Genomic DNA, 21,550 nt, shown 5'->3' on the forward strand with positions numbered 1-21,550 from the left:
CATGTCGGATGACAGCAACATTCTTTCGATGGCCGCGCGCCTGCGTGAGGCGCAGTCCTTGCGTCGGACGATCGCGCCACTGCGCGAGACGTGTCCCGAAGGCGACGCGACACTCGCTTACGCGATCCAGCAGATCAACAACGACTTGCGCGCAGCGAACGGCGAGCGCGTCGTCGGCAGGAAGATCGGCCTGACTTCGCCCGCGGTGCAGAAGCAACTCGGCGTCGATCAGCCCGACTTCGGCGCGTTGTTCGCGTCGATGGCTTACGGCGACAGCCAACCGATGCCGCTCACCTCGTTGATTCAACCGAAGGTTGAAGCGGAGATCGCACTCGTGCTCGAACGCGACCTGACCGCCGAAAAGCACACCTTCGCGGATCTGATCTCGGCGACCGCGTATGCGGTCGCCGCGATCGAGGTCGTCGACAGTCGCATCCGCGACTGGGATATCCGGTTTTTCGACACCGTCGCGGACAACGCGTCGAGCGCGTTGTTCGTGCTCGGCAGCCGCCCGGTCCTGCTGCGCGATATCGATCTGACCGCTTGCGCGATGACGCTCACGCAGGACGGCGAAGTGCTCTCACGCGGCAATGGAAGTGCGTGCCTTGGCAATCCACTGAATGCGGCTGTGTGGCTCGCGGACCGGATGGTTCGACTCGGCACGCCGCTGCGCGCGGGCGACATCGTGCTGACGGGTGCGCTTGGCCCGATGGTCGCGGTGAAGGCGGCCGGCACTTATACGGCACACATCGAAGGGCTCGGCGGCGTGCGTGCCAGTTTCAGCGAATGACGGACGGAGACATTTCCATGGCAACAGACAACACCAGGTGCAAAGCCGCGATCATCGGATCCGGCAACATCGGCACCGACCTGATGATCAAGATCATGCGTCGCGGCAAGCATCTCGACGTCGCGGCGATGGTCGGCATCGATCCGGCCTCGGACGGCCTCGCGCGCGCCGCGAGGCTCGGCGTGGCGACGACGCATGAAGGCGTGGAAGGGCTGGCGCGCCTGCCCGTATTCGACGAGATCGACTTCGTGTTCGACGCGACGTCCGCCGGCGCGCATGTGAAGAACGACGCGTTCCTGCGCGCGCTCAAGCCCGGCATTCGCGTGATCGACCTGACGCCCGCTGCCATCGGCCCGAATTGTGTGCCGGTGGTGAACCTCGACGCGCATCTCGATGCGCCGAACGTGAACATGGTCACGTGCGGCGGACAGGCGACGATCCCGATGGTCGCCGCCGTGTCGCGGGTCGCAAAGGTGCATTACGCGGAGATCGTTGCATCGATCAGCAGCAAGTCGGCAGGGCCCGGCACGCGCGCCAACATCGACGAGTTCACGGAGACGACGTCGAAGGCGATCGAAGCGGTCGGCGGTGCCGGCAAGGGCAAGGCGATCATCGTGCTCAACCCGGCCGAGCCCCCGCTCATGATGCGCGATACGGTCTATGTGCTGTCCGAAGCGGCAGACCGGGCGCAGATCGAAGCGTCCGTCAGCCGGATGGCCGCTGCGGTCCAGGCCTACGTACCCGGCTATCGCCTGAAGCAATCCGTGCAGTTCGACGACATCCCCGCCGCTGCGCCGCTGCATATTCCCGGACTCGGCCGTTTCAGCGGACTGAAGACCTCGATCTTCATCGAAGTGGAAGGCGCGGCCCATTATCTGCCGGCCTATGCGGGCAATCTCGACATCATGACTTCCGCCGCGCTGGCAACGGCCGAACGCATGGCCGCGTCGCTCGTGAACGCCTGAAGCAAGGAGCACTCGATCATGGACAAGAAACTCTATATCTCCGATGTGACGCTGCGCGACGGCATGCACGCGATCCGTCATCAGTATTCGATTCAGAACGTGCAGGACATTGCCCGCGCGCTGGACGAGGCGAAGGTCGACAGCATCGAGGTCGCACACGGTGACGGCCTGCAGGGTTCGAGCTTCAACTACGGCTTCGGCGCGCACAGTGATCTGGAATGGATCGAGGCGGTCGCCGATGTGGTGAAGCACGCGCAAATCGCGACACTGCTGCTGCCCGGCATCGGCACGATTCACGACCTGAAGGCCGCGTACGACGCGGGCGCGCGTGTCGTACGTGTCGCGACCCATTGCACGGAAGCGGACATTTCGAAGCAGCACATCGAGTATGCGCGCAGCCTCGGCATGGACACCGTCGGCTTTCTGATGATGAGCCACATGACCACGCCTGACCACCTCGCTATCGAGGCGAGGAAGATGGAAAGCTACGGCGCGACCTGCGTGTACGTGGTCGATTCCGGCGGCGCGATGAACATGAACGACATCCGTGCGCGCTTCAGGGCGCTCAAGGCCGTGCTTCGCCCCGAGACTCACACGGGCATGCATGCCCATCACAACCTGAGCCTCGGCGTGGCCAACTCGATCGTTGCGGTCGAGGAGGGCTGCGACCGCATCGATGCGAGTCTGGCGGGCATGGGGGCGGGCGCGGGTAATGCCCCGCTCGAAGTGTTCGTCGCGGCGGCCGAGCGCCTTGGCTGGCATCACGGCACCGATCTCTATCGCCTGCTCGATGCGGCCGACGATATCGTGCGCCCGCTGCAGGACCGGCCGGTGCGGGTGGACCGCGAAACGCTCGCGCTTGGTTATGCGGGCGTGTATTCGAGCTTCCTGCGGCATGCCGAAATCGCGGCGAAGAAGTACGGCCTGAAAGCCGTCGACATTCTCGTCGAGCTCGGCAAGCGACGCATGGTGGGCGGCCAGGAAGACATGATCGTCGACGTCGCGCTCGATCTGAAGAAGCGTGAAGTACGCGCCTGAACCATTCGGTATGCCACGCGCCATGAAGAGCGCTGCATCGTTCAACCTGGAGACATCAATGAAAACGTCAACGGCTTCCCCCCCGCGCGCCGGCGGCGCCATCACCATCGGCCTGTGCTTCGCAGTCGCACTCCTCGAAGGGCTCGATCTGCAATCCACCGGCATCGCCGCACCGCGCATGGCACGCGAGTTTCATCTCGCTGCCGCGCAGCTCGGCTGGGCATTCGGCATCGGCGCGCTCGGCCTGCTGCCGGGCGCGGCGATTGGCGGCAGGCTCGCGGATCGCATCGGCCGCAAGCGCGTGCTGATGATGTCGGTCGCGCTGTTCGGGATATTTTCGATTGCAACGACCCAGGTGTGGGATCTGCAAAGCCTGCTCGTCGCGCGCTTTCTCACGGGCCTCGGTCTCGGCGCTGCGATGCCGAACCTGATCGCGCTGTGTGCGGAGGCGGCAGCGCCCGGACAACGCAGCACGGCGGTCGGCGCGATGTACTGCGGCATGCCTTTCGGAGCGGCGCTCGCAGCGGTAATCGGCATCGTCAGCCCGAGCGTCGAGGCCTGGCGGCATATCTTCTATGTCGGCGGGATCGGGCCGCTGCTGACCTTGCCGCTGCTGGCGCTTTTCATCAAGGAGTCGACGCACTTCGTCGCGGCTGGCCGGGGTGCGACCCATGAGTCGAAGGACGGCATCGCGCGCGCGCTCTTCAGTGACGGGCGTGCGGTTACGACCATCGCGTTGTGGATCAGCTATTTGGGGACGCTGATCGTGCTGTACTTCTTGATGAACTGGTTGCCGTCGATGGTGCTCTCGCGCGGCCTCACGCCGGTACAGGCAAGCATCGTGCAGATGATGTTCAACATCGGCGGCGGCGTCGGTGCGATCGTGATCGCCGGCCTGATGGATCGCATCGGCAAGCGGGTGGTCGTGGTCGGCATGTATACGGGCATCGCGACTGCGTTGCTTGCGCTCGCCAGCGCGAACGGCAGCACGTCGATGGCATTGGGGGGCCTGCTGGCGGGCCTGTTTCTCGTCGGCACGCAGTCAGTGCTGTACGCGCTCGCCGGTGCAACGTATCCGACGCGGGTTCGAGGCACGGGCGTCGGCGCGGCGGTGGCCGTCGGCCGCGTCGGCTCGATGGTAGGCCCGCTGATCGCCGGGCAACTGTTTGCGCTCGGCCAGAGCGCGTCGATGCTCGTGATCTCCAGCATTCCGCTCATCGTGATCGCTGCGCTCGGCGCGCTCGCGGTGGTCGGGAAATTTCCGCGCGAGTCGGCCAACGGCTCGCACACACTTGGAACCGAATCGATCTGACGAAGGATCTCGACATGACTGACACTGTGACTCATAGCGAAGCTGCGACCAGCAAGTACGTGAACGTGGTGGAAGGCGGCACGGAACTGCGCGTGCACTACAACGACACCGGCGCGGGCAAGGAAACGCTCGTTTTGCTGCACGGCTCTGGTCCGGGCGCGAGCGGCTGGGCGAACTTCCATCGCAATGTGGACGCGTTCGCGAACGCGGGTTATCGCGTGATCCTCGTCGACTGTCCCGGCTGGGGCAAGAGCGATTCGATCATCTGCACCGGCTCGCGCTCAGACCTCAACGCGCGCGTGCTGAAGGGCGTGCTGGATACGCTCGGCATCGAGCGCGCGCATCTCGTCGGCAACTCGATGGGCGGGCATAGCGCGGTGGCATTCGCGCTGTCGTATCCGGAGCGCGTCGGCAAGCTGGTGCTGATGGGCGGCGGCACGGGGGGGCCGAGCCAGTTTGTGCCGATGCCGACCGAAGGCATCAAGCTGCTGCAAGGGCTGTATCGCAACCCAACGCTCGAGAACCTGAAGAAGATGCTCAACGTGTTCGTCTACGATGCGAGCACGATGACCGAAGAACTGATGCAGACGCGGCTCGATAATATGCTGGCGCGGCGCGATCATCTCGAGAACTTCGTGAAGAGTCTGGCGGCCAATCCGAAGCAGTTTCCGGACTATGGTTACCGGTTGAACGAGATCAAGTCGCCCGCGCTCGTGATCTGGGGGCGCGACGACCGTTTCGTGCCGATGGACGTCGGCCTGCGGCTCGTTTGGGGTATGCCGAACGCCGATCTGCATGTGTTCGGGCGCTGCGGGCACTGGGCGCAATGGGAGCACGCAGAGCGATTCAACCGGATGGTGCTGGAGTTCCTACGCCAACAACAAGCCGTTTAGTCTGCTTTCCGCGATCCTTCCGTCGGACGGCTTCTGTACTTCGAAAGCGGCCGTCGACGGGCACCGCCATCGTACGACCGAGACGGGTCGATCAGGGCCCTTGACGAGAGCGAAGCAATCTCAGACCTGATCTGACGCTGACTGAGAGATCCGGTCTCGACTTACGCATCTGAACCGACCGGTTTCTCGACGTGATCACGCGGGCTGGCACACGCCCGCGTACCCAGACTCATACCATAACGGGTCACACACGCGTCATGCAGCTTCGCTCAATCGTGCGTGATCGAGCACTCCGCTGCTGAGCAGGCCGCCTACATCTTTCAGCCCGCTGCCCGTAATCAAAATGACGGTGGTTTCGTCTCGTTGCGCGGAGCCAAACTTTTGCGCCGCAGCGTAAGCCGCGACCGCGCCCGGCTCTGCGAATACACCCGACTCGCGCGCCAACTCGATTTGCCGCTGGAAGATTTCGGCGTCGCTCACGCGGACGAACTGGCCGCCTGTCGCCTCGATGGCGCGAAAGGCCTTGATCCGGTCACGCGGCAACACCACGCTGATGCTGCTGGCCGAGGTCTTCGCCATTTTGCGTTCCGCATGATGCGGTCCCTCGCCTTGTACCCAGGCGCGATACATGTAGTCGCTGCCTTCGGCCTGCGCACCCATGATCTGTGGCATGTGCCCGGTCAGCCCCATGCGCCGGAGTTCCTCGAAGCCCTTGTAGACCGCGCCCACGATACAACCGTTGCCCACGGGGACAAAGATGCGGTCAGGCGCGGCCCAGCCCAGTTGCTCGAAAATTTCGAATGCGACGGTCTTCTTGCCCTCGGTCATATACGAATTGATGCCCGTGCTCCGGTTGTACCAACCGTGCTTCTCGCACGCTTCGAGGCACGCGGCGAACGCTTCGTCATAGCCGCCGCTGACCTGCACGACGTCTGCACCATAAGCCCTGATTTGCACGAGCTTTTCGCGTGCAGTGCTGGTCGGGGCGAAGATCACGCAACGCAGATCGCTGCCCGCGGTCATGCAGGCCAGTGCCGCCGCCGCGTTGCCTGTGCTCGCCGCAGCGATGGTGCCCACGCCCTGGTGACGCGCGAGCGCCACGGCCAACGCACTTGCACGGTCCTTCAGCGACCCGCTGGGATTACGGCTGTCGTCCTTGATGAAGACCAGGCCGTCGCCGCGCATCGGCAACTGATAGAACGGCGTACCCCCGGTATGTGGCTTCGGGGCATGCTCCAAACCCGCCGGCAACAGAGTACGGTAGCGCCACATATCGAATGCGCGGGTCTTTTCGCCCAGCGCTTTCGCAAACACCGGCGCCGCAGCGCCATAGTCGTATTCGACATCGAGCGCGCCGTCCAGCTTGCACTGCGGGCAAAAGTAGCCAACGCTTTCCAGCGGGTACTCGGCATCGCAATTCAAACATCTCAGCGCCGTCGAAAATCCAAAACTCATTGTCATCCCCGTTTTTACGCCTGTCCGAAACGTGTCAAAGCCGGTGGCGCCGCCATCGGCTTTCGTAAGCGATGCTCTGCCTCGGGGGGGCTCAGTCGGGGAGGGCCAGGATGGCGTCGATGGCCACCATCGTGCCGCGTGCAAGGCTCGCCGCGCCAACCGTCGTGCGGGCCGGGTAAGGCTGAGGGAAGTATTCGGCCATGATCGAGTTCATCGTCCCGAATTTCGAAATATCCGTGATGTACACAGTGACCTGCACAACATTCGCGAGTGTGCAGTCGCAAGCTTGCGCCATTGCGCGAAGATTCCTGAAGGTCTGGTGAAGCTGCCCTTCGAAGCCGCCTTCTGCGACTTCGTTCGTTTCCGGCACGACCGGCGTCTGGGCCGCAAGATAGACCGTATTGCCAACGCGCACGCCTTGTGAATAAGTCCCCAGCGGGGCCGGTGCCTTTTCCGTCTTCTGTCTCGATCAAATCTTGTTCATGGCCGGCGCCTTGCCGTCGCGCAGTCGCCAGCTTCGATGCAGGATGGCATAGGCAAGCGCGCCGATGGCGAGTCCCCAGAACGCCGAACCCAGGCCAAGAAAGCTCATGCCCGACGCCGTGACGAGGAACGTGATGATGCTGGCATCACGATGCTTGTCGTCCTGTGCCACGCCGATCACGCCAGTCGTGATCGCACCGATCAAGGCCAGCCCCGCAAGCGCCGCGATCAGTTCCGCGGGCAACGCGCGGAACAGTAGCGCCAGGGTTCCGCCGAATACGCCGATGCCGATATAGATCAGGCCGCTGGCGATACCGGCGATGTAACGGCGATCGGGATCCTCGTGCGCCTCCTTGCCCGTGCAGATTGCCGCCGTGATGGCCGCGAGGTTCACGCCATGCGAGCCAAACGGCGCCAGCAGCAGTGACAAAATGCCGGTCGTGCCGATAATGCCGCTCGCCGCAACCCGATAGCCCGACGTGCGCAGCACGGCCATGCCCGGCACGTATTGGCCCGTGAGCGTGACCAGGGCCAGGGGCACGCCCAAGCCCAGCAACACGTGCCAGTTCCAGGCCGGAGCGATGAAGACGGGGGCAACGGGTGCAAGGCGCAATTGCGAAAGATGCGTGGTGCCCGACGCGATGGCGATGACGATCCCGACCACCATCACCGTGGCGATCGCATAGCGCGGCCAGACCCGCTTCATCGCCAGAAAGGTGAGAAGCATGGAGAACACCAGCAGCGGACTGGCGCTGATGGAAGCAAACACCTGCATGCCGAAGTGCAGAAGAATCCCGGCCAGCATCGCGGCGGCAATGCCCTTGGGAATGCGCTCGATAAAGCGGTCGAATACTCCGGACACGCCCACCAGCGTCACAATGGCTGCGCTCAGCAGATACGCGCCGATGGCCTGCGGCAACGGTACGCCCGGCAACATGCCGACGAGCAGCGCGGCCCCCGGAGTGGACCACGCCGTGATGATCGGCGTGCGCAGTTTCCAGCTCAGGACCAGCCCGGAAATTCCGCTGCCGATCGACACTGCCCAGATCCACGACGACGTGACCTCGGTCGAAAGATGCGCCTGATTTGCGGCCTGAAACACGATCACGAGCGGGCCTGCGTAGGAGATCAGGACGGCCAGAAAGCCCGCCACGAGCGCGGAAAGAGAGGCGTCAGCACGCCATTGACTCAGTGTGCGAATCACGATGACCTCAGTTGTAGACGGGGAAGCGCTTGCACAGCGCACGGACCTGTTCCAGCGTGCTCGCGCGCACGTCGGCGTCATGGGGCGCAAGCACGATGTCCGCGACCAGAGTGGCGACCAGCCGCGATTCGTCGAGGCCAAAGCCCCGCGTCGTGATGGCCGGCGTGCCGACGCGGATACCGCTCGTCACGGCCGGCTTGCGCGGGTCGTTGGGCACCGCATTCTTGTTGCAGGTGATGCAGACTTCGCCCAGCGCCTGCTCGGCATCGCGGCCCGACAGCTCGAGCGAGCGAAGATCGATCAGCATCATGTGGCTTTCGGTGCGCCCGGAAACGATGCTCAGCCCACGCGACTGAAACACCTCCGCCATGGCCTGCGCGTTTTCCAGCACACGGCGCTGATACGCCTTGAATTCATCGGTGGCGGCCAATTTGAACGCGACGGCTTTCGCCGCGATCACGTGAACAAGCGGGCCGCCCTGAATGCCGGGGAAGATCGCCGAGTTGATGCGCTTCTCGTGTTCTTCCTTCATCAGGATGACGCCGCCGCGCGGCCCGCGCAGCCCTTTGTGCGTGGTGGTCGTGACGAAGTCGGCATGTGGCACCGGATTCGGGTACACGCCGCCCGCGATCAGGCCGGAATAGTGAGCCATGTCGACCATGAACAGCGCGCCGACCTCGCGTGCCACGCGTCCGAAGCGCTCGAAGTCGATGCGCAAAGAGTAGGCGGACGCGCCCGCGATGATCAGACGCGGTTTGATCTCGCGCGCCTGACGTTCCATCGCGTCGTAGTCGATCTCGCCCGCTTCGTTCAACCCGTAGCTGGCCACCTTGAACCACTTGCCGCTGATGTTCAGCGGCATGCCGTGCGTGAGGTGACCGCCTTCGGCCAGACTCATGCCCAGAATCGTGTCGCCGGGCTCAAGCGCCGCGAAGAAGACGGCCTGATTGGCCTGGGAGCCCGAATGCGGCTGCACATTGGCTGCCTCTGCGCCGAACAGGGCCTTCAGACGGTCGATGGCGAGCCGCTCCGCTTCATCGATGACTTCGCAGCCACCGTAGTAGCGCTTGCCGGGATAGCCCTCGGCGTACTTGTTGGTGAGTTGCGAACCCACAGCTGTTAGCACCGCAGGAGAGGTGTAATTCTCCGATGCAATGAGTTCAATGTGGTCTTCCTGCCTTTGATTCTCCCGGCAAATCACGTCCCAGATCGCGGGATCGACGTGCTGCAGGGCATCCTTTTCCGTGTCGAACATCCTATCCTCTTTGTCGAATCGATCGACTTAATATACATCGATTTAATTGCATCTGAAAGTCACTCGATTAAGTCGACTCAATCAGTCAACCATTTCGATGCGATATCCGGTGCGCGGGTGGGGAGCGCCCGAGGAACAAGGCACTGGATCCGTTGATTCGACAACGAATGATGATTCGATTACACTGCTACCTTACATTCATTGCACCGATTCAAGGAGAGTCGTCCCCATGTGGGCACCGGACCTGAAGGAATATGCCGGGGCGATCTATGAAAGGATTGCAGCGGCGCTCGAGAGCGACATCCACGCGGGCCGCCTGACCGCGGGCGCCCGGTTGCCGACGCTGAAGGAACTCGCCGCGCAGATCGGCGTGACGCCTGGCACCGTCAATCGTGCGTACGAACTCGCGCAACGGCGGGGCCTCGTCGAGGGCGAAGTCGGGCGCGGGACCTTCGTGCTACGTCGCGAAACGCCCGCTGCGAGCCGTGTCCAGTCGGTGCCGCCCGTCCAGGATTCCTCCGGCGGAATCATCGATCTGTCGATCGTCAAACCCAACCTTCTGCTTCAGGAGCCGTATATCCGCGCGGCGCTCGGAGAACTTGCGCAATCGAGTTCGTTGCCGGACATGCTCGATTACACGCCCGATGGCGGTCATCCCCTGCACCGACAGGCGGGGGCAATGTGGATGCAGCACTCCGGTTTTCCCGCCCGAACCGAACAGGTTCTCCTCACGGCCGGTGCTCAACACGGGCTCTGGGTGGCGGTCAATGCGCTCACGAAACCCGGCGACCTCGTGTGCTGCGAGTCGCTTTGTTACCCGGGCGTGGCCTCGGTCGTGCTGAGTCTGGGCCGCCGCATTCGCGGCGTACGTCAGGATCAGGAGGGCATGGAGCCGGAAAGCCTGCGCGAGATCTGCCGCGAGGAACGTCCCGCTCTGGTGATCTGCATCGCTACCTGCCAGAACCCGACCACGGCGGTGATGCCGGAAAACCGGCGACGCGAGATCGCACAGATCGCGCGCGATTTTGATTTTCTCCTGCTCGACGACGACCTGTACGGTTTTCTGGCGCCCACGCCGGTTCCCCCACTCGCTACCTTCGCCCCCGAGCGCACGATCTATTTGACGAGCCTGTCGAAGTCCGTTGCGTCGACCATACGCCTCGGCTACATGCATTGCCCGCCGGAGTGGCTGGCGCGCATGACCGCAAGCGTGCGAACGAGCGTCTGGATGGTGTCACCCCTTGCGGCACAGATCGCGACGCATCTGATCACGAGCGGGCAAGCCGCGGAAATGGCCCACAACCAGTGTCAGGAAGCGCGCGCGCGGCAAATCATGGTGCGCGAATTGCTCGGGCAATTTGAGTACAAGGCCCAGCCGACCTCGTTCCACATCTGGCTCAAATTGCCGTCGCGCTGGTCGAGCGGAGAGCACTTTGCCGTGCTTGCGCGAAGCCATCAGTTGATGATTTCCGGCGGCGACACCTTTGCGGTCAACCGCGATGAACAGGGGCGTCAGTGGATTCGCGTCGCTGTGATGGCATCGACGCAGGACCATATGCGTTTCGTGCTCACCAAGCTGGCCGGGCTGATGAACACGCCGGACTCGGTCTGGCTGTAACGCCGATTCGTTTCTCATGCATGGAAGAACCGGTCGGTGGTCCTTGCAGGCAGATGGCCAGCGCCGTATCTGGGTGGGGCGCGCCTTGGCGGTCAAGGGCGCGGATTTGCTGAACGTCTCGCGTGCGTTCAGCGAAGGGAAGTGAGTGCTCGATGGGGATCGAGACGGTCCCGCAGGTTATCGGTGGCGGCTGCGGCTGCGTTGACCGGCAGACGGTGTGCATCCGGTATCGGCGGCGGATTCAATGCGGACGCGCACTTCATGGAGAATCCTGCGGGAGTGGGATCAAAATAAACCCGTCGACCCCCTCCTTTTAGGGATCTGCGCGGCAACGACCGATATGCATGCACGTCTTGCGGCGATGGCATGTGAGTCGACGTGGTTCCGGCCAGCAATCACCGCGGTCCACAACCTGAATCCACACGCGTGGCGCATCGTGCATCGGCAGATACTGCCTGCATGTATCGGATGGCGGCGAGAACGCGAGCGCCGTACTTCGCGCGAGCGCCTCGCCTGCATCCATGTCCGTTGGCTGAACGACCAACGTCTCTTCCGAAAGTCAGAAGACCGCGAGTCCGGCAACGGCATGCCTGACATCCTCAATCATCCGACCTCACCGGACGTCATCGCCGAGCGTACCGTACGACGTGCCCGCCGTCGGCGAAGCACGAATGCGAAGACACCGAGCAGCACGACAACCACCGGCGCCGCGAGCATCAGCGGCCGGGCCCGCACGAGCAGCGGAACCGGGCCGCCGTTGCGCGCGACGGCCACGTCGTCGGGCGTCACGGTCACGTTCGCGTTGCCGTACTGCGCGAGCACGTAGTTCGCGATCGCGGCGACCTGATCGTCCTTCAACGGCTGGACGTAGGAATCCTCACCGAACGACGGCATCAGCACGTGCTGGCCGCCCGCGTCGCGATCGACACCGTACAGGATCGCCGCAATCAGGTTCGACGGATTGCGCGAGCCCGTGGCGGTATTGTTCGACAGCGACGGATAGGCCTGACTCGGGCTGCCCTTGCCGTTGGCCTGGTGACAGCTCGCGCAGTAACCGCTGAACAGCGCTTCACCCGTCGTCAGCGTACCGTTCGCATTCAACGCGGTCGTGCCGCGCAACGTCGCTTCGCTGCTGACCGCGCGGCCGTGCGCGAATGCCGGTTCGGACTCGTGCTCGTCGCGGATCGGCTTCGTGCTGCGCAGATACGTGACGATCGATTTCAGGTCCGCGTCCGACAGATACTGCAGGCTGTTCTGCACGGCCTCCGCCATCGGTCCGGCCGCCTGGTTCTTGCCGGGTGCGCGGCCGGTCTTCAGGTACGACACCAGCTCGTCGTCGGTCCATGCGCCGATGCCGCTCACCGGATCCGACGTGATGTTCGGCGCATACCACGCGCCGAGCTGTGCACCGCCCAGGTTGCGGCTGAAGTCTTCGGCCATCAGCGCATTGCGCGGCGTATGGCACGCACTGCAGTGCGCGAGCACATTGGTCAGGTACGCGCCGCGATTCCACTGTGCGTCGTGTGCCGGATCGGCTTCGAAACGCTTGTCCGATAGGAACAGCATGTTCCAGCCCGTCATCGCAACGCGCATGCCGAACGGGAACGGCAGGTTCGTCGTGGGTGCGGGCTCGTCGACCGGCTTCACGGCGTGCATGAAGTAGCTGTAGAGCGCGTGCACGTCGTTGTCGCTGAGGCCGCTGTACGACGTATACGGCATGGCCGGATACAGGCGCGCGCCGTCCGCGCGTACGCCTCCGCGCAGCGCGCGTGCGAACTGCACCTCGGTGTAGTTGCCGATGCCGGCCGTTTTCGACGGCGTGATGTTGCTCGAATAGATCTGCCCCATCGGCGACGCGATACCGTATCCGCCCGCGAACGGCTTGCCGCCGTCGAGCGCCGTATGGCACGCCATGCAGTCCGCCGCGATCGCGAGTTGATGGCCTTTTTCGATCAGCGCGGCGTCGGCCGACGTCGACGCCGCGCCGGTCGCTGTTTCCTGCGCGAACGCGGGCGTGCTGCCGACGCTGCCGAACAGCGCGAGTGCGATGGCCGCGCGGTAGCCGGCGCCGCGCAGCGTGCGAAGTTGTCGTTGGATCGTGTGTGTCATCGAATCAACCCTTCGCGAGGCTCGCGGAAATCGAATCCGCAGCCTTCAGGCCGAGGGCCGCCATCGACAGCGTCGTATTGACGACGGACGCCGACGGCATCGCGCCGCCGCCCGGCAACCACAGGTTCGCGTGATCGTGCGTGCGGCAGTCGCCGTCGACGACCGAATTCTTCGGATCGGAGCCCATGATGGTGCCGCCCATGATGTGATTGTTCGCGTTCAGCGTCTTCGTGATGTTGAACTCGACCGCGTCGAACAGGCTGCCGATATGCGTGAGCTGCTTGCATGCCGCGTCGTAGCCACGCCGCACATAGTCGCCGACGTCGTAGTGGATGTCGGGGCACGCGAGGCCGAGCGGATCGAAGCGTGTCTTGCTGAGCGTCAGGCGGTTGTTCGGGTCCGGCAGCGGTTCGAGGCTGATCGACAGGTCGACGCCGTAGATCGCGCGGCGCCGGATTTCCTCGTCGAGCGCCTTGCCGACCAGGCCGAGCTTCAGCGCCTGCTGCGTGGCCGGCCCGACGCGCGAGATGTTGTTCAGGATCATCTTGTTCGCCGAATACTGCCCGCGGAAATCGCCGTCGCGCGGGCCGACGATACAGCTGCTCTGCGCGGGGCCACGGCCGAGCCACATCGGCTCGTTCGCGAGGAACGTGCAGTGGAAGCCCGAGTGATCCATCATGTTGCGCCCGACCTGGTCCGAGCCGTTCGCGATGCCGTGCGGATTGCGTTCGTTCGCGGCCAGCAACAGCAGGCGCGGCGTCTCGATGCCGTTGCACGCGAGCACGAACATCTTGCCGCTGGCCTTGTGCGACTTGTGCGACGCGTCGTACCAGTGCACGGCCGTCACGCGATTGTTCGCATCGGTGTCGATCTTGTAGACGACCGATTCGGCGAGCACTTTCGCACCCTTGCGCTCCGCGCGCTCGATGTGGTGGATACCGCTGTACATCGCGCCGATCGGGCAGATCGGCTGGCAATTGTTGTTGCCGCAGCAGACCGGACGGCCATGCCAAGGCCGCGTGCTGCGCGCCTGCGGAATCGGGATCGACCGGTAGCCATGTGCATTGACGATTTCGGCGAAGCGCCGGTCGCCATGGCCCCACGGCACCATGTCCATCGGATACGGGCGGCTGCGCTGCGCCGGCGACTGCATCGCCGGATCGCTCGGCCCGGCGACGCCCATTTCCTCTTCCGCGCGGCAATAGTACGGCTCGAGGTCGTCATAGGAGATCGGCCAGTCGCGGCCGACACCGTAAGTCGACTTCATCCGGAAATCGACCGGCAGGTGCCGCCAGCTCGACGCGGCCCAGTGCCACGTCGTGCCGCCGACGGTGCGCAGATAGCCCTGCTGGAAACTCTGGCCATCCCGCCCGCTCAGTCCGACGTAGTTGTTCTTCGGAAAATACAGCGGGGCGGGCGCATTCGGCGCCTGCGGGTAGAGGCCCTGGAAGTCGGAGCCCACGCGATTGTCGAAGGGCATGTTGCGCCAGTTCTCGACCGCCTGACCACGCTCGATGCGCAGGCCGGATTCGATGACCAGCACCGAATGCCCCTGGCTGACCAACTGGTCGGCGATCAGGCCGCCAACCACGCCGGACCCCACGATCACGACATCGGCCGATACGTCGCCGTTCGATTCAAATACAGGAGTTCTCATGAGGTTCAGGCGTGCGTTTGCGGGTGCTGGGTAGTTGCTGACGCAACCGTTTTGCGGGGCGGCGCGACATCGGCCGGTGGCGGTTCGGCGGTCCACCATAGCGGGCCGTTCGAACAATAGGTCGGTGCGCTCATGCCGTCGTGGACGGTGTCGTACATCAGCGCATCGGCATAGGCGACCATCACGGCCTTCTGGCCGTGGCCGACGGTGCCCGTGTACCACGCGGCGACGATCGCGAGCGCCGTGTCGTGCAGGCCTGCGCCGTCGGCATCGGCCAGCAGTTGCGCGGGTGTCTGGCCGGCGCGGACGCGTTGCGCCAGCGCGGCTGCACGCGTGGCAAAGCCGGGGTCCGTGCGACGGAATGCGTCGACGAGGCGAGCAGCCGTCGTCGGGTCGAGATTCGCGTGGCCGGTGAGCGCTTTCGACAGCGCGAGAAAGGTCCGGGTGTCGAGCGACGGCTGCTGCGCGAATGCATGTCCGGGTGCGGCGGTGAGCAATCCGACTTGCGTCAGCGCCGCCGCCATCATTTTCAGCACCGCTCTACGGGTCATGCCGGCGCGCGCATAAATGCGCGATTCATTTTTGTGTGGGGCCATGTCGTTTTCGTCTTTTTCGCGAGTCGTTGCTCGCATGTTTTCTTTCTTCCGAATATTCCGCGTCGGGAGCCGCACCGGGCCGAAACGACCCGAATACGTCCCCCGCGGCGCTGCGTTACCTGTCCGAGCGCATCGGCAAACGACCATTGCCGGCCGGACGAGGGATTGCACGCGCCGCATGCGGAGATTTTTATCTCTTCACGCGAGACAGCATTCGGGCACGAGATTATGGAACCGGTTCCATTCGTGCGTCCAGTGTCTCGTTCAAATTTCATCTCAACGGCGGAGTGTATCGATATCGGTCGAATCGCGTATTTTCAACACGGTATCGGCCCGCTGCGACCGACTTCGAATAAATACGAAAGCGTAATGTAATTAAAACGTCGGGATTCGGCTGCTTTATTGCCGAAGTGAGCAGTGCGACGGCAGCGCGATCGTCGTCGACGATACGGTTTTGCGACAGGCGCGAGGGAGTGCGACTTACTTGATTGCCGCGGCACCGGCTGTCGCGATGACACTATCCTGCACACCCGCGCCACCGCTGGCCCCGATCGCGCCGATCAGGTGCCCGTCGATCACGATCGGGATGCCGCCTTCGCCCGCGAGAATCCCCGGGATGCTGAGATTGGCGGTCGCGCCGTTGTTGATGGCGTTTTGCAGATCCCGGGTCTGTCTGCGGAATCGAGCCGACGCGCGCGCCTTGGCCTCCGCGATTTCAACCGATGCGAGTTGCGTCCCGTCCATTTTGTCGCACGAAACCAGGTTCCCGCCGCTGTCGACCACGGCAATCGCGTATTTCCAGTTTCGGCGTCGCGCCTCCGTTTCGGCGGCGGCCATGGCGGTACGCGCCTGCGTCAGCGTGATGGGCGGGCCGTAAGGGATGTCGTATGGCAGTTGTTCGGGGATGGGCGCGGACGCGGTGGTTTGTGCTGATGCATGGGCCGCGAATATTGCGCTGGCTGCGATGAGAATCGGGAATTTATTCGAAAACATGGAGTGCCGATACGGATGCCCCTGATTACTTCAGGTGCCGGTGAATGAGAAAGAACAGGATGCGATTCCGCGACGATGCATTTCCCGGCTCGATTGCCGGGGCATGTCGCGATCGCGGGGAAAATATATTGCATCCTGGGTTAGCGTGCAGTGAAGCGGGGTGGTGCGTGTCGCCACGAGGGTTCCGGCGGCCAGCAGACGAACCTGCGCGGACAGGTCCGCCCCGAGATCGATCATCTCCGGCAGGGGCATTGCGCGCACATGCGGGTAGCAGAACGCTGGCCGGTCCGGCCAGCGATACCGCGGCGGGCATGTGTCGTCCGGATCAACTGAAGTGATGGCTGAACTCGAGCCACAGCGTGCGGCCGTACGGCATGTAGTAGCCCACGGTGTAGTACGGCCAGCCGGAGGAATCGTCGTGCTTGATCGTATTGAACACGTTGTTCATCACGAAGGTCAGTGACGTATCCCGCGAGAACTGGTGCGAGATGCTCAGGTTCGCGAGTGTGGTCGGCGTCAGATACGCGGTCTGGGCGGCGTTCGGTACCTTGCCGTAGCGCTCGAGCTGCACCGTCGACGTCCACTTCGGGATCGACCAGGTCAGGCTCAGCATGAGCTTGTCCGGCCATTCGGGGTTGCCGGTCGGGTTGGCGAGCGAATGCAGGAGATCCTGTACCGGGCCGTTCGTGTACTGCTGGTATTTGTGGCTCAGGACCTTGGTGAAGTTGGCGCTCAGCAGGAAGGTGCCGGCACGGCCGAGGCGAAAGCGCCATTTGCCGCCGAGGTCGAAGCCCGTCGTCTTTTCCATCGCGGCGTTGATCGGGTTCACGAGGATCGTGTTGATCGCGCCGGGGTCGAGCACGGCCGTCAGCGGGTTGCGGATCACGCGGCTCAGCGCGTCCACGCAGTTGGGCGAGCTGGCGCTCAGTTGCCCCGCTCGGCACGCGGCCTCGGTTCTCAGCAGGTTGTCCGGATCGATGGTCGTCACCAGATTGTCGATGCGAATGTTGTAGTAGTCGGCCGACAGGTCGATGTCCGGCGTGGGCGCGAGCACGAAGCCGGCGCCCCATGATTTCCCGTTTTCCGGCTTCAGGTTCGCATTGCCCTTCTGAATGAAGTTCGAGCCCGGCGACACGTTCGCGTATTCGCATGAGGCGAGCGATTTCCCCGACTGGTTGCAGCGGAAGTAGTCGGTGGTCGATTCGAAATAGCCCTTCGACTGGCTCATGAAGATGTAATTCATGTCCGGCGCGCGAAAGCTCGTGCCGTAATTGCCGCGCAGCAACAGCTCGCGCAGCGGCCGGTATTCGAGCCCCAGGTCGTAGGTCAGCTTGTTGTTGCGGGTGCCCGCGAACGAGTAGTCGTCATAGCGCGTTGCGACGTTCGCGGTCAGCTGGCTCAGGATCGGGACGCGCAGCTCGACCGCGGCTGCGTAGCGCTTGCGGTTGCCGCTCGCACCGGTCGCGCCGGCGGCGTTGTAGTAGACGCCCTGGTTCAGGGCAGGGTCGATCGAATTGCTGAAGCCTTGCGTGCCGTATTCGATCACGCCGGCCGCGCGCACGGGGCCGGCCGGCAGCGAGAACAGGTTGCCGTTGGCGGCGAGGCTGAAGGTCTGCGTCCACGTGTTGTTCCTGCTGGTCGATTCACCGTACATCGACGCGAACTGGTTCGGTGTGAGCGGGGTCGCGAAGCGTGCGGCGTTGGGTGCGTAGATCGGCGCACCGTCGGCGGCGGTACCGAGCTGCGGGCCGAGGTAATAGCTGTCGACGTTCGACAGCAGGCGCGGCACGGTCGCGCGGCTCTGATAGCCGGACGCGCTGTACGTGAGCTCGTAGTTCCAGCTGCTGTCGGGCACTTTGCCGCGCAGGCCGGTGATCAGGTTGCCCGCGACGTCGTTCCAGTGCTTGTTCCATACCGATGCGCCGCCGATCTCCTGGGGCGAGATGCGCTTGGTCCACGCCTCGTTCGCGCCGGTTTCCTGGTTGAAGAAATAGCCGGTCGTCGCCGCGGCCGACGTCCAGCTCGGGCCGCGCGTGTTGTTCTCGGTCTGGTTCCAGGCGGTCGACACGGAGCCGAACAGCGTGACGAGATCGCTCAGCCGGTATTCGACGCCGCCGTACAGGTTCTCGCTGACATTGTTCGTTTGTGTCGTCCAGTACGAGGGCTGCGCGCCGCCGCTGCCGCAGTACGCGCCATTGCGGGTGCCGACGGTCGAGGTGCCGCCGAATGCGCCGATGCCGGCGAGCGGGCCGCACGCGCCGGCGGCGCCGACGTAGCGGCCCGTGTCGAGGTTCTGGCGCGCCCAGGTCTTGGTCGGCGGTTCGCCTTCGAGCGTCGACGACGCCATGAAGTCGCGCTGCCCCGACCAGATCGGGTTGGTCTTGCTGATCTCGAGACCGAACACCGTGCTCAGCGCGCCGAATTCCTTGCCGCCCGACACCTGCAGCCGCCCGTTGCCGCCGCCGCCGTCCCAGGTGCGGCCGCCCTTGACGTTGACCTCGATGCCGTCGATGTGCTTCTTCATGATGATGTTGACGACGCCAGCAATCGCGTCCGAGCCGTACACGGCGGAGGCCGCGCCGTTCAGGATTTCGATGCGGTCGATCATCGCCGACGGAATGTTGGCCAGGTTCACGAAGTTGACGTTGCCGTCGTATGCGATCGGGTAGTCCGCCACGCGCCGGCCGTCGACGAGCACGAGCGTGTGGTTCGGGCCGAGGCCGCGCAGGCTGAGTGCATTCGCGGCCGGCGTGAACGTGTTGCCGTAGTCGGCGCCTTGCGTGAAGCCGGTATTCTGGGTTTGCGACTGGAGCGCGTCGAAGACGTTTCGGTACCCTTTCGATTCGAGCTCCTGACCGGTAATGACAGTGACGGGCGTCGCCCCTTCCTTCTCGGAGCGCGGAATGCGCGATCCCGTCACGACAAACGCCTTCAGCGATGCGGTGGCCGGTTTTTGCGTGGCAGCCTCGCCACGGGCCGGCGCGGAGGGGCTGGCCGCATTCGGCGGCGCGGCGGCGGTGGCGGCTCCCGACGCGGCTTCCTGTGCCGCGACGGGCATCCAGGGTGTCGCGAGGCCGGACAGGCAGAGCGCGATTGCGCCCACGCTCTTGATATGGAGCGACGTGTTTTGCATCTTCAAGTTGTGTTGACGAGCAAGTTCAATGGTTAGCAGTTGCCGGGTATCCATGCCGTTTGCGATGGCATGTCGACTCGCAACCCCCTGTCGTTCGCGCAATTCCTGTATTCGGATCGAGCACTCGGAATCACGGGTGTAATCCGAAATGTGACGGGTGGCTCAATTTTTCCATCGGGTGCCGAATTCGAGATTAATGGTCGGCGCACGTGGCGAGAGACTTTATCGATCGATTTTTGGTCGGGCAAATGATCGATGCTTGTATTGATATGGATAGGGTGAGGTAAATTGAAATCACGCTGGAATTGGATTTGTTTTTTGAAAATGAGGGAAGACATCCGGATTAAGGCGGTGTGCGAGGTTGCGGCTGTTCGTTCGCCGCGGGTTCACTCCGTCGGGGCTGCGTGCCGCAACGGTCGATCGTCGTGCATGGAACCGGCGCGACCACGCTCGTATTGGCCGAGCTTGCCTCGATCAATGGCCTGCAATCCGCCGGAATGTACGACGTGCGCGGTGTTGGGGGCAGCGGATGATGTGTGCCCCGGCAGTTCGGCGATGATGCACGGCGCCGGATGCCGATCCCGTTCGAGTCGACTTCTGCGTCGGGAAGCATCGCTTCCGACGAACAAATTCATGTGGAAGTTTGATGTGATTAAACTTGTTCAGATTATCGTGCGCACTGAAATGGGGAATGTTTGATGCAATTAAACTCGCGCATTCGTCGTCGTCAATTCGAAAAGTTTGATGTGATCAAACTTTTGTCTTTCCATCAAAAAAAGTTTGACGGTCAAAATTTTTTCTTGATATCTTCTGTAATCAACGGGTGGCGTCTTTTGATGGATTAATTCCTTATCGAATATCTTTGCCTTCCATTCGCATGATTGCGTCTGGGTAGCACTCCGTCGGTCTCTGCTCGAGCGGACGGACATCCGTTTAATTCTCCGGAATCTAATCAATTTCGATGAGCAGGTATTTTCCCCGTATCGAGCGATCGACGGGCAGGAATCGTATTTTCGAAAATAAGTAAATCGGGCTTTCCGGGTTTCGAATCAGACACTGCCGCTATCCGGGCCGTGGGGCATCGTGCATTGGCGACATTCGCGTTGGGGGACTGAAGGTGGGTATCAAGATCGAGGATGGCGTGCTCGCGTCCGGAGGCGGACCGGCGAGGCCCGGACGCCAGCGGCAGTTCGGCGGGAAACAGCAGAACCCGGTGCGCCGCTTCGGCGGTATCGCGGCCGTTCTGCTGCTGCATGTGTTGCTGGTCTACGCGCTCCTCAACGGCCTCGCGACCAAGGTCGTGCAGGTTATCCAGCGTCCGATCGAAACCCGCATCATCGAACCGGTGAAGCCGCCGCCCCCGCCGCCTTTGCCGGTGGTCAAGCTGCCGCCGCCGAAGGCGACGTTGCCGCCGCCGCCATTCGTGCCGCCGGCGGAGGTGCCGGTGCAGGCGCCTCCGCAGGCAGCGATCACGCATCAGGCCGCGCCCGTGCCGTCCGCGCCGGCCGTGCAGGCACCCGTCGTCGCGCCGCCGGCGCCGGCGGCGAAGCCGGTCAGCCATGAAGTCGGCGTGGTCTGCCCGAATTCCGACCAGATGCGCGCATCGATGCAGTATCCGAAGGAAGCGCAGGAAAACAACATCACGGGCGACGTCACGATCGAATTCGTCGTCGATGCGGACGGCAACGTCACCAACGTACGGGTGTCGCAGTCGGCCGATCCAGTCCTGGATCGCGCTGCCTACAACACGGTCAAGCGATTCAAGTGCATGGCGCAGGGGCAGCCGGTGCGCGTCCAGGTTCCGTTCTCGTTCAACCTGAACTGACCCGTGCAGGGCCCTGGGGCGGCAGGACGGGAATTTCAATCGATCAGTTAAACGAAATAAGTGGAGTAGGTATGGCAAAGCGTTCACTGGCTGCACTCGCGGCCTGCATGTTGATATCCTCCGTCGCGCTCGAGGCGCTGGTTGCGCCGCAGCCGGCGTTTGCCGAGGCGAGCGCGCCGGTGGCCGTGGCCGCGACGGCGTCCGCGCCGCAGGCGGCGGCGGAC

General features: G+C 63.5%; 15 protein-coding genes and 1 pseudogene. 7 read left to right on the forward strand and 9 right to left on the reverse strand.

All coding sequences use genetic code 11. The annotated features are described in order from the left end of the window. Position 1 precedes the first annotated feature (1 nt). The 5 genes from mhpD to DPV74_RS03440 are packed head-to-tail and all read left to right on the forward strand — an operon-like array spanning position 2 to position 4,998. On the forward strand, positions 2–790 hold the full coding sequence (gene mhpD / locus DPV74_RS03420; RefSeq protein ID WP_119336507.1) for a 2-keto-4-pentenoate hydratase: 789 nt from the start codon (positions 2–4) through the stop codon (positions 788–790). A 17-nt stretch (positions 791–807) separates the two neighbouring features. Further along, entirely contained in the window at positions 808–1,755 is a 948-nt protein-coding gene (locus tag DPV74_RS03425; protein ID WP_119336508.1) for an acetaldehyde dehydrogenase (acetylating), read from the forward strand. A 15-nt stretch (positions 1,756–1,770) separates the two neighbouring features. Beyond that, entirely contained in the window at positions 1,771–2,793 is a 1,023-nt protein-coding gene (gene dmpG, locus DPV74_RS03430; RefSeq protein WP_319000451.1) for a 4-hydroxy-2-oxovalerate aldolase, read from the forward strand. 58 nt (positions 2,794–2,851) lie between these two features. Then, complete coding sequence (mhpT, locus tag DPV74_RS03435) at positions 2,852–4,105, forward strand: 3-(3-hydroxy-phenyl)propionate transporter MhpT (protein ID WP_060317412.1); 1,254 nt, start codon at positions 2,852–2,854, stop codon at positions 4,103–4,105. Positions 4,106–4,119: 14 nt separating this feature from the next. Further along, entirely contained in the window at positions 4,120–4,998 is an 879-nt protein-coding gene (locus tag DPV74_RS03440; RefSeq protein ID WP_060173239.1) for an alpha/beta fold hydrolase, read from the forward strand. Between the two features lie 255 nt (positions 4,999–5,253). Here DPV74_RS03440 and thrC read toward each other — a convergent pair whose 3' ends face one another. The 4 genes and pseudogenes from thrC to glyA form a co-directional block, all read right to left on the reverse strand. Further along, positions 5,254–6,453 (reverse strand): threonine synthase, encoded by a 1,200-nt coding sequence (thrC, locus tag DPV74_RS03445; RefSeq protein WP_162922932.1) that lies wholly within the window; start codon positions 6,451–6,453, stop codon positions 5,254–5,256. Between the two features lie 91 nt (positions 6,454–6,544). After that, a pseudogene (locus tag DPV74_RS03450) lies at positions 6,545–6,901 on the reverse strand (RidA family protein); the annotation flags it as partial. Positions 6,902–6,922: 21 nt separating this feature from the next. Further along, positions 6,923–8,140, reverse strand: coding sequence for a benzoate/H(+) symporter BenE family transporter (locus DPV74_RS03455; protein WP_226113600.1), 1,218 nt, complete (start codon positions 8,138–8,140; stop codon positions 6,923–6,925). A 7-nt stretch (positions 8,141–8,147) separates the two neighbouring features. Then, positions 8,148–9,395: a serine hydroxymethyltransferase gene (gene glyA, locus DPV74_RS03460; protein WP_059688566.1), complete on the reverse strand. Its 1,248-nt coding sequence runs from the start codon at positions 9,393–9,395 to the stop codon at positions 8,148–8,150. Positions 9,396–9,624: 229 nt separating this feature from the next. Here glyA and DPV74_RS03465 point away from each other — a divergent pair, with 229 nt between their 5' ends. Then, on the forward strand, positions 9,625–11,013 hold the full coding sequence (locus DPV74_RS03465) for a PLP-dependent aminotransferase family protein (protein ID WP_091921629.1): 1,389 nt from the start codon (positions 9,625–9,627) through the stop codon (positions 11,011–11,013). A 603-nt stretch (positions 11,014–11,616) separates the two neighbouring features. Here DPV74_RS03465 and DPV74_RS03470 read toward each other — a convergent pair. From DPV74_RS03470 to DPV74_RS03490, 5 genes are all read right to left on the reverse strand, one after another. Then, complete coding sequence (locus tag DPV74_RS03470) at positions 11,617–13,122, reverse strand: cytochrome c (protein ID WP_091921631.1); 1,506 nt, start codon at positions 13,120–13,122, stop codon at positions 11,617–11,619. A 4-nt stretch (positions 13,123–13,126) separates the two neighbouring features. After that, entirely contained in the window at positions 13,127–14,779 is a 1,653-nt protein-coding gene (locus tag DPV74_RS03475; RefSeq protein ID WP_060085601.1) for a GMC family oxidoreductase, read from the reverse strand. 5 nt (positions 14,780–14,784) lie between these two features. Continuing rightward, on the reverse strand, positions 14,785–15,411 hold the full coding sequence (locus DPV74_RS03480) for a sorbitol dehydrogenase family protein (protein WP_226151360.1): 627 nt from the start codon (positions 15,409–15,411) through the stop codon (positions 14,785–14,787). 444 nt (positions 15,412–15,855) lie between these two features. Then, the gene (locus DPV74_RS03485) at positions 15,856–16,368 is read right to left on the reverse strand and encodes a heme-binding protein (RefSeq protein ID WP_091921635.1); all 513 of its coding nucleotides are present in this window, start codon (positions 16,366–16,368) and stop codon (positions 15,856–15,858) included. A 325-nt stretch (positions 16,369–16,693) separates the two neighbouring features. Then, a complete protein-coding gene (locus DPV74_RS03490) occupies positions 16,694–19,501 on the reverse strand; it encodes a TonB-dependent receptor domain-containing protein (protein ID WP_091921828.1) in 2,808 nt (935 codons plus the stop codon). Between the two features lie 1,123 nt (positions 19,502–20,624). Here DPV74_RS03490 and DPV74_RS03495 point away from each other — a divergent pair. Beyond that, positions 20,625–21,326 carry an energy transducer TonB gene (locus DPV74_RS03495; protein WP_091921830.1) on the forward strand — a complete coding sequence of 234 codons (702 nt, stop codon included), beginning with the start codon at positions 20,625–20,627 and terminating at the stop codon, positions 21,324–21,326. Positions 21,327–21,550: the final 224 nt, after the last annotated feature.

This window comes from Burkholderia sp. HAN2018 (assembly GCF_024704855.1).
GTDB lineage: Bacteria > Pseudomonadota > Gammaproteobacteria > Burkholderiales > Burkholderiaceae > Burkholderia > Burkholderia cepacia.

Bases quoted from the DNA above. Each gene is read 5' to 3' on its own strand.
- mhpD (WP_119336507.1), top strand. From the start codon at position 2: ATGTCGGATGACAGCAACATTCTTTCGATGGCCGCGCGCCTGCGTGAG.
- DPV74_RS03425 (WP_119336508.1), top strand. From the start codon at position 808: ATGGCAACAGACAACACCAGGTGCAAAGCCGCGATCATCGGATCCGGC.
- mhpT (WP_060317412.1), top strand. From the start codon at position 2,852: ATGAAAACGTCAACGGCTTCCCCCCCGCGCGCCGGCGGCGCCATCACC.
- DPV74_RS03440 (WP_060173239.1), top strand. From the start codon at position 4,120: ATGACTGACACTGTGACTCATAGCGAAGCTGCGACCAGCAAGTACGTG.
- thrC (WP_162922932.1), bottom strand. From the start codon at position 6,453: ATGAGTTTTGGATTTTCGACGGCGCTGAGATGTTTGAATTGCGATGCC.
- glyA (WP_059688566.1), bottom strand. From the start codon at position 9,395: ATGTTCGACACGGAAAAGGATGCCCTGCAGCACGTCGATCCCGCGATC.
- DPV74_RS03465 (WP_091921629.1), top strand. From the start codon at position 9,625: ATGTGGGCACCGGACCTGAAGGAATATGCCGGGGCGATCTATGAAAGG.
- DPV74_RS03470 (WP_091921631.1), bottom strand. From the start codon at position 13,122: ATGACACACACGATCCAACGACAACTTCGCACGCTGCGCGGCGCCGGC.
- DPV74_RS03475 (WP_060085601.1), bottom strand. From the start codon at position 14,779: ATGAGAACTCCTGTATTTGAATCGAACGGCGACGTATCGGCCGATGTC.
- DPV74_RS03480 (WP_226151360.1), bottom strand. From the start codon at position 15,411: ATGCGAGCAACGACTCGCGAAAAAGACGAAAACGACATGGCCCCACAC.
- DPV74_RS03485 (WP_091921635.1), bottom strand. From the start codon at position 16,368: ATGTTTTCGAATAAATTCCCGATTCTCATCGCAGCCAGCGCAATATTC.
- DPV74_RS03490 (WP_091921828.1), bottom strand. From the start codon at position 19,501: ATGCAAAACACGTCGCTCCATATCAAGAGCGTGGGCGCAATCGCGCTC.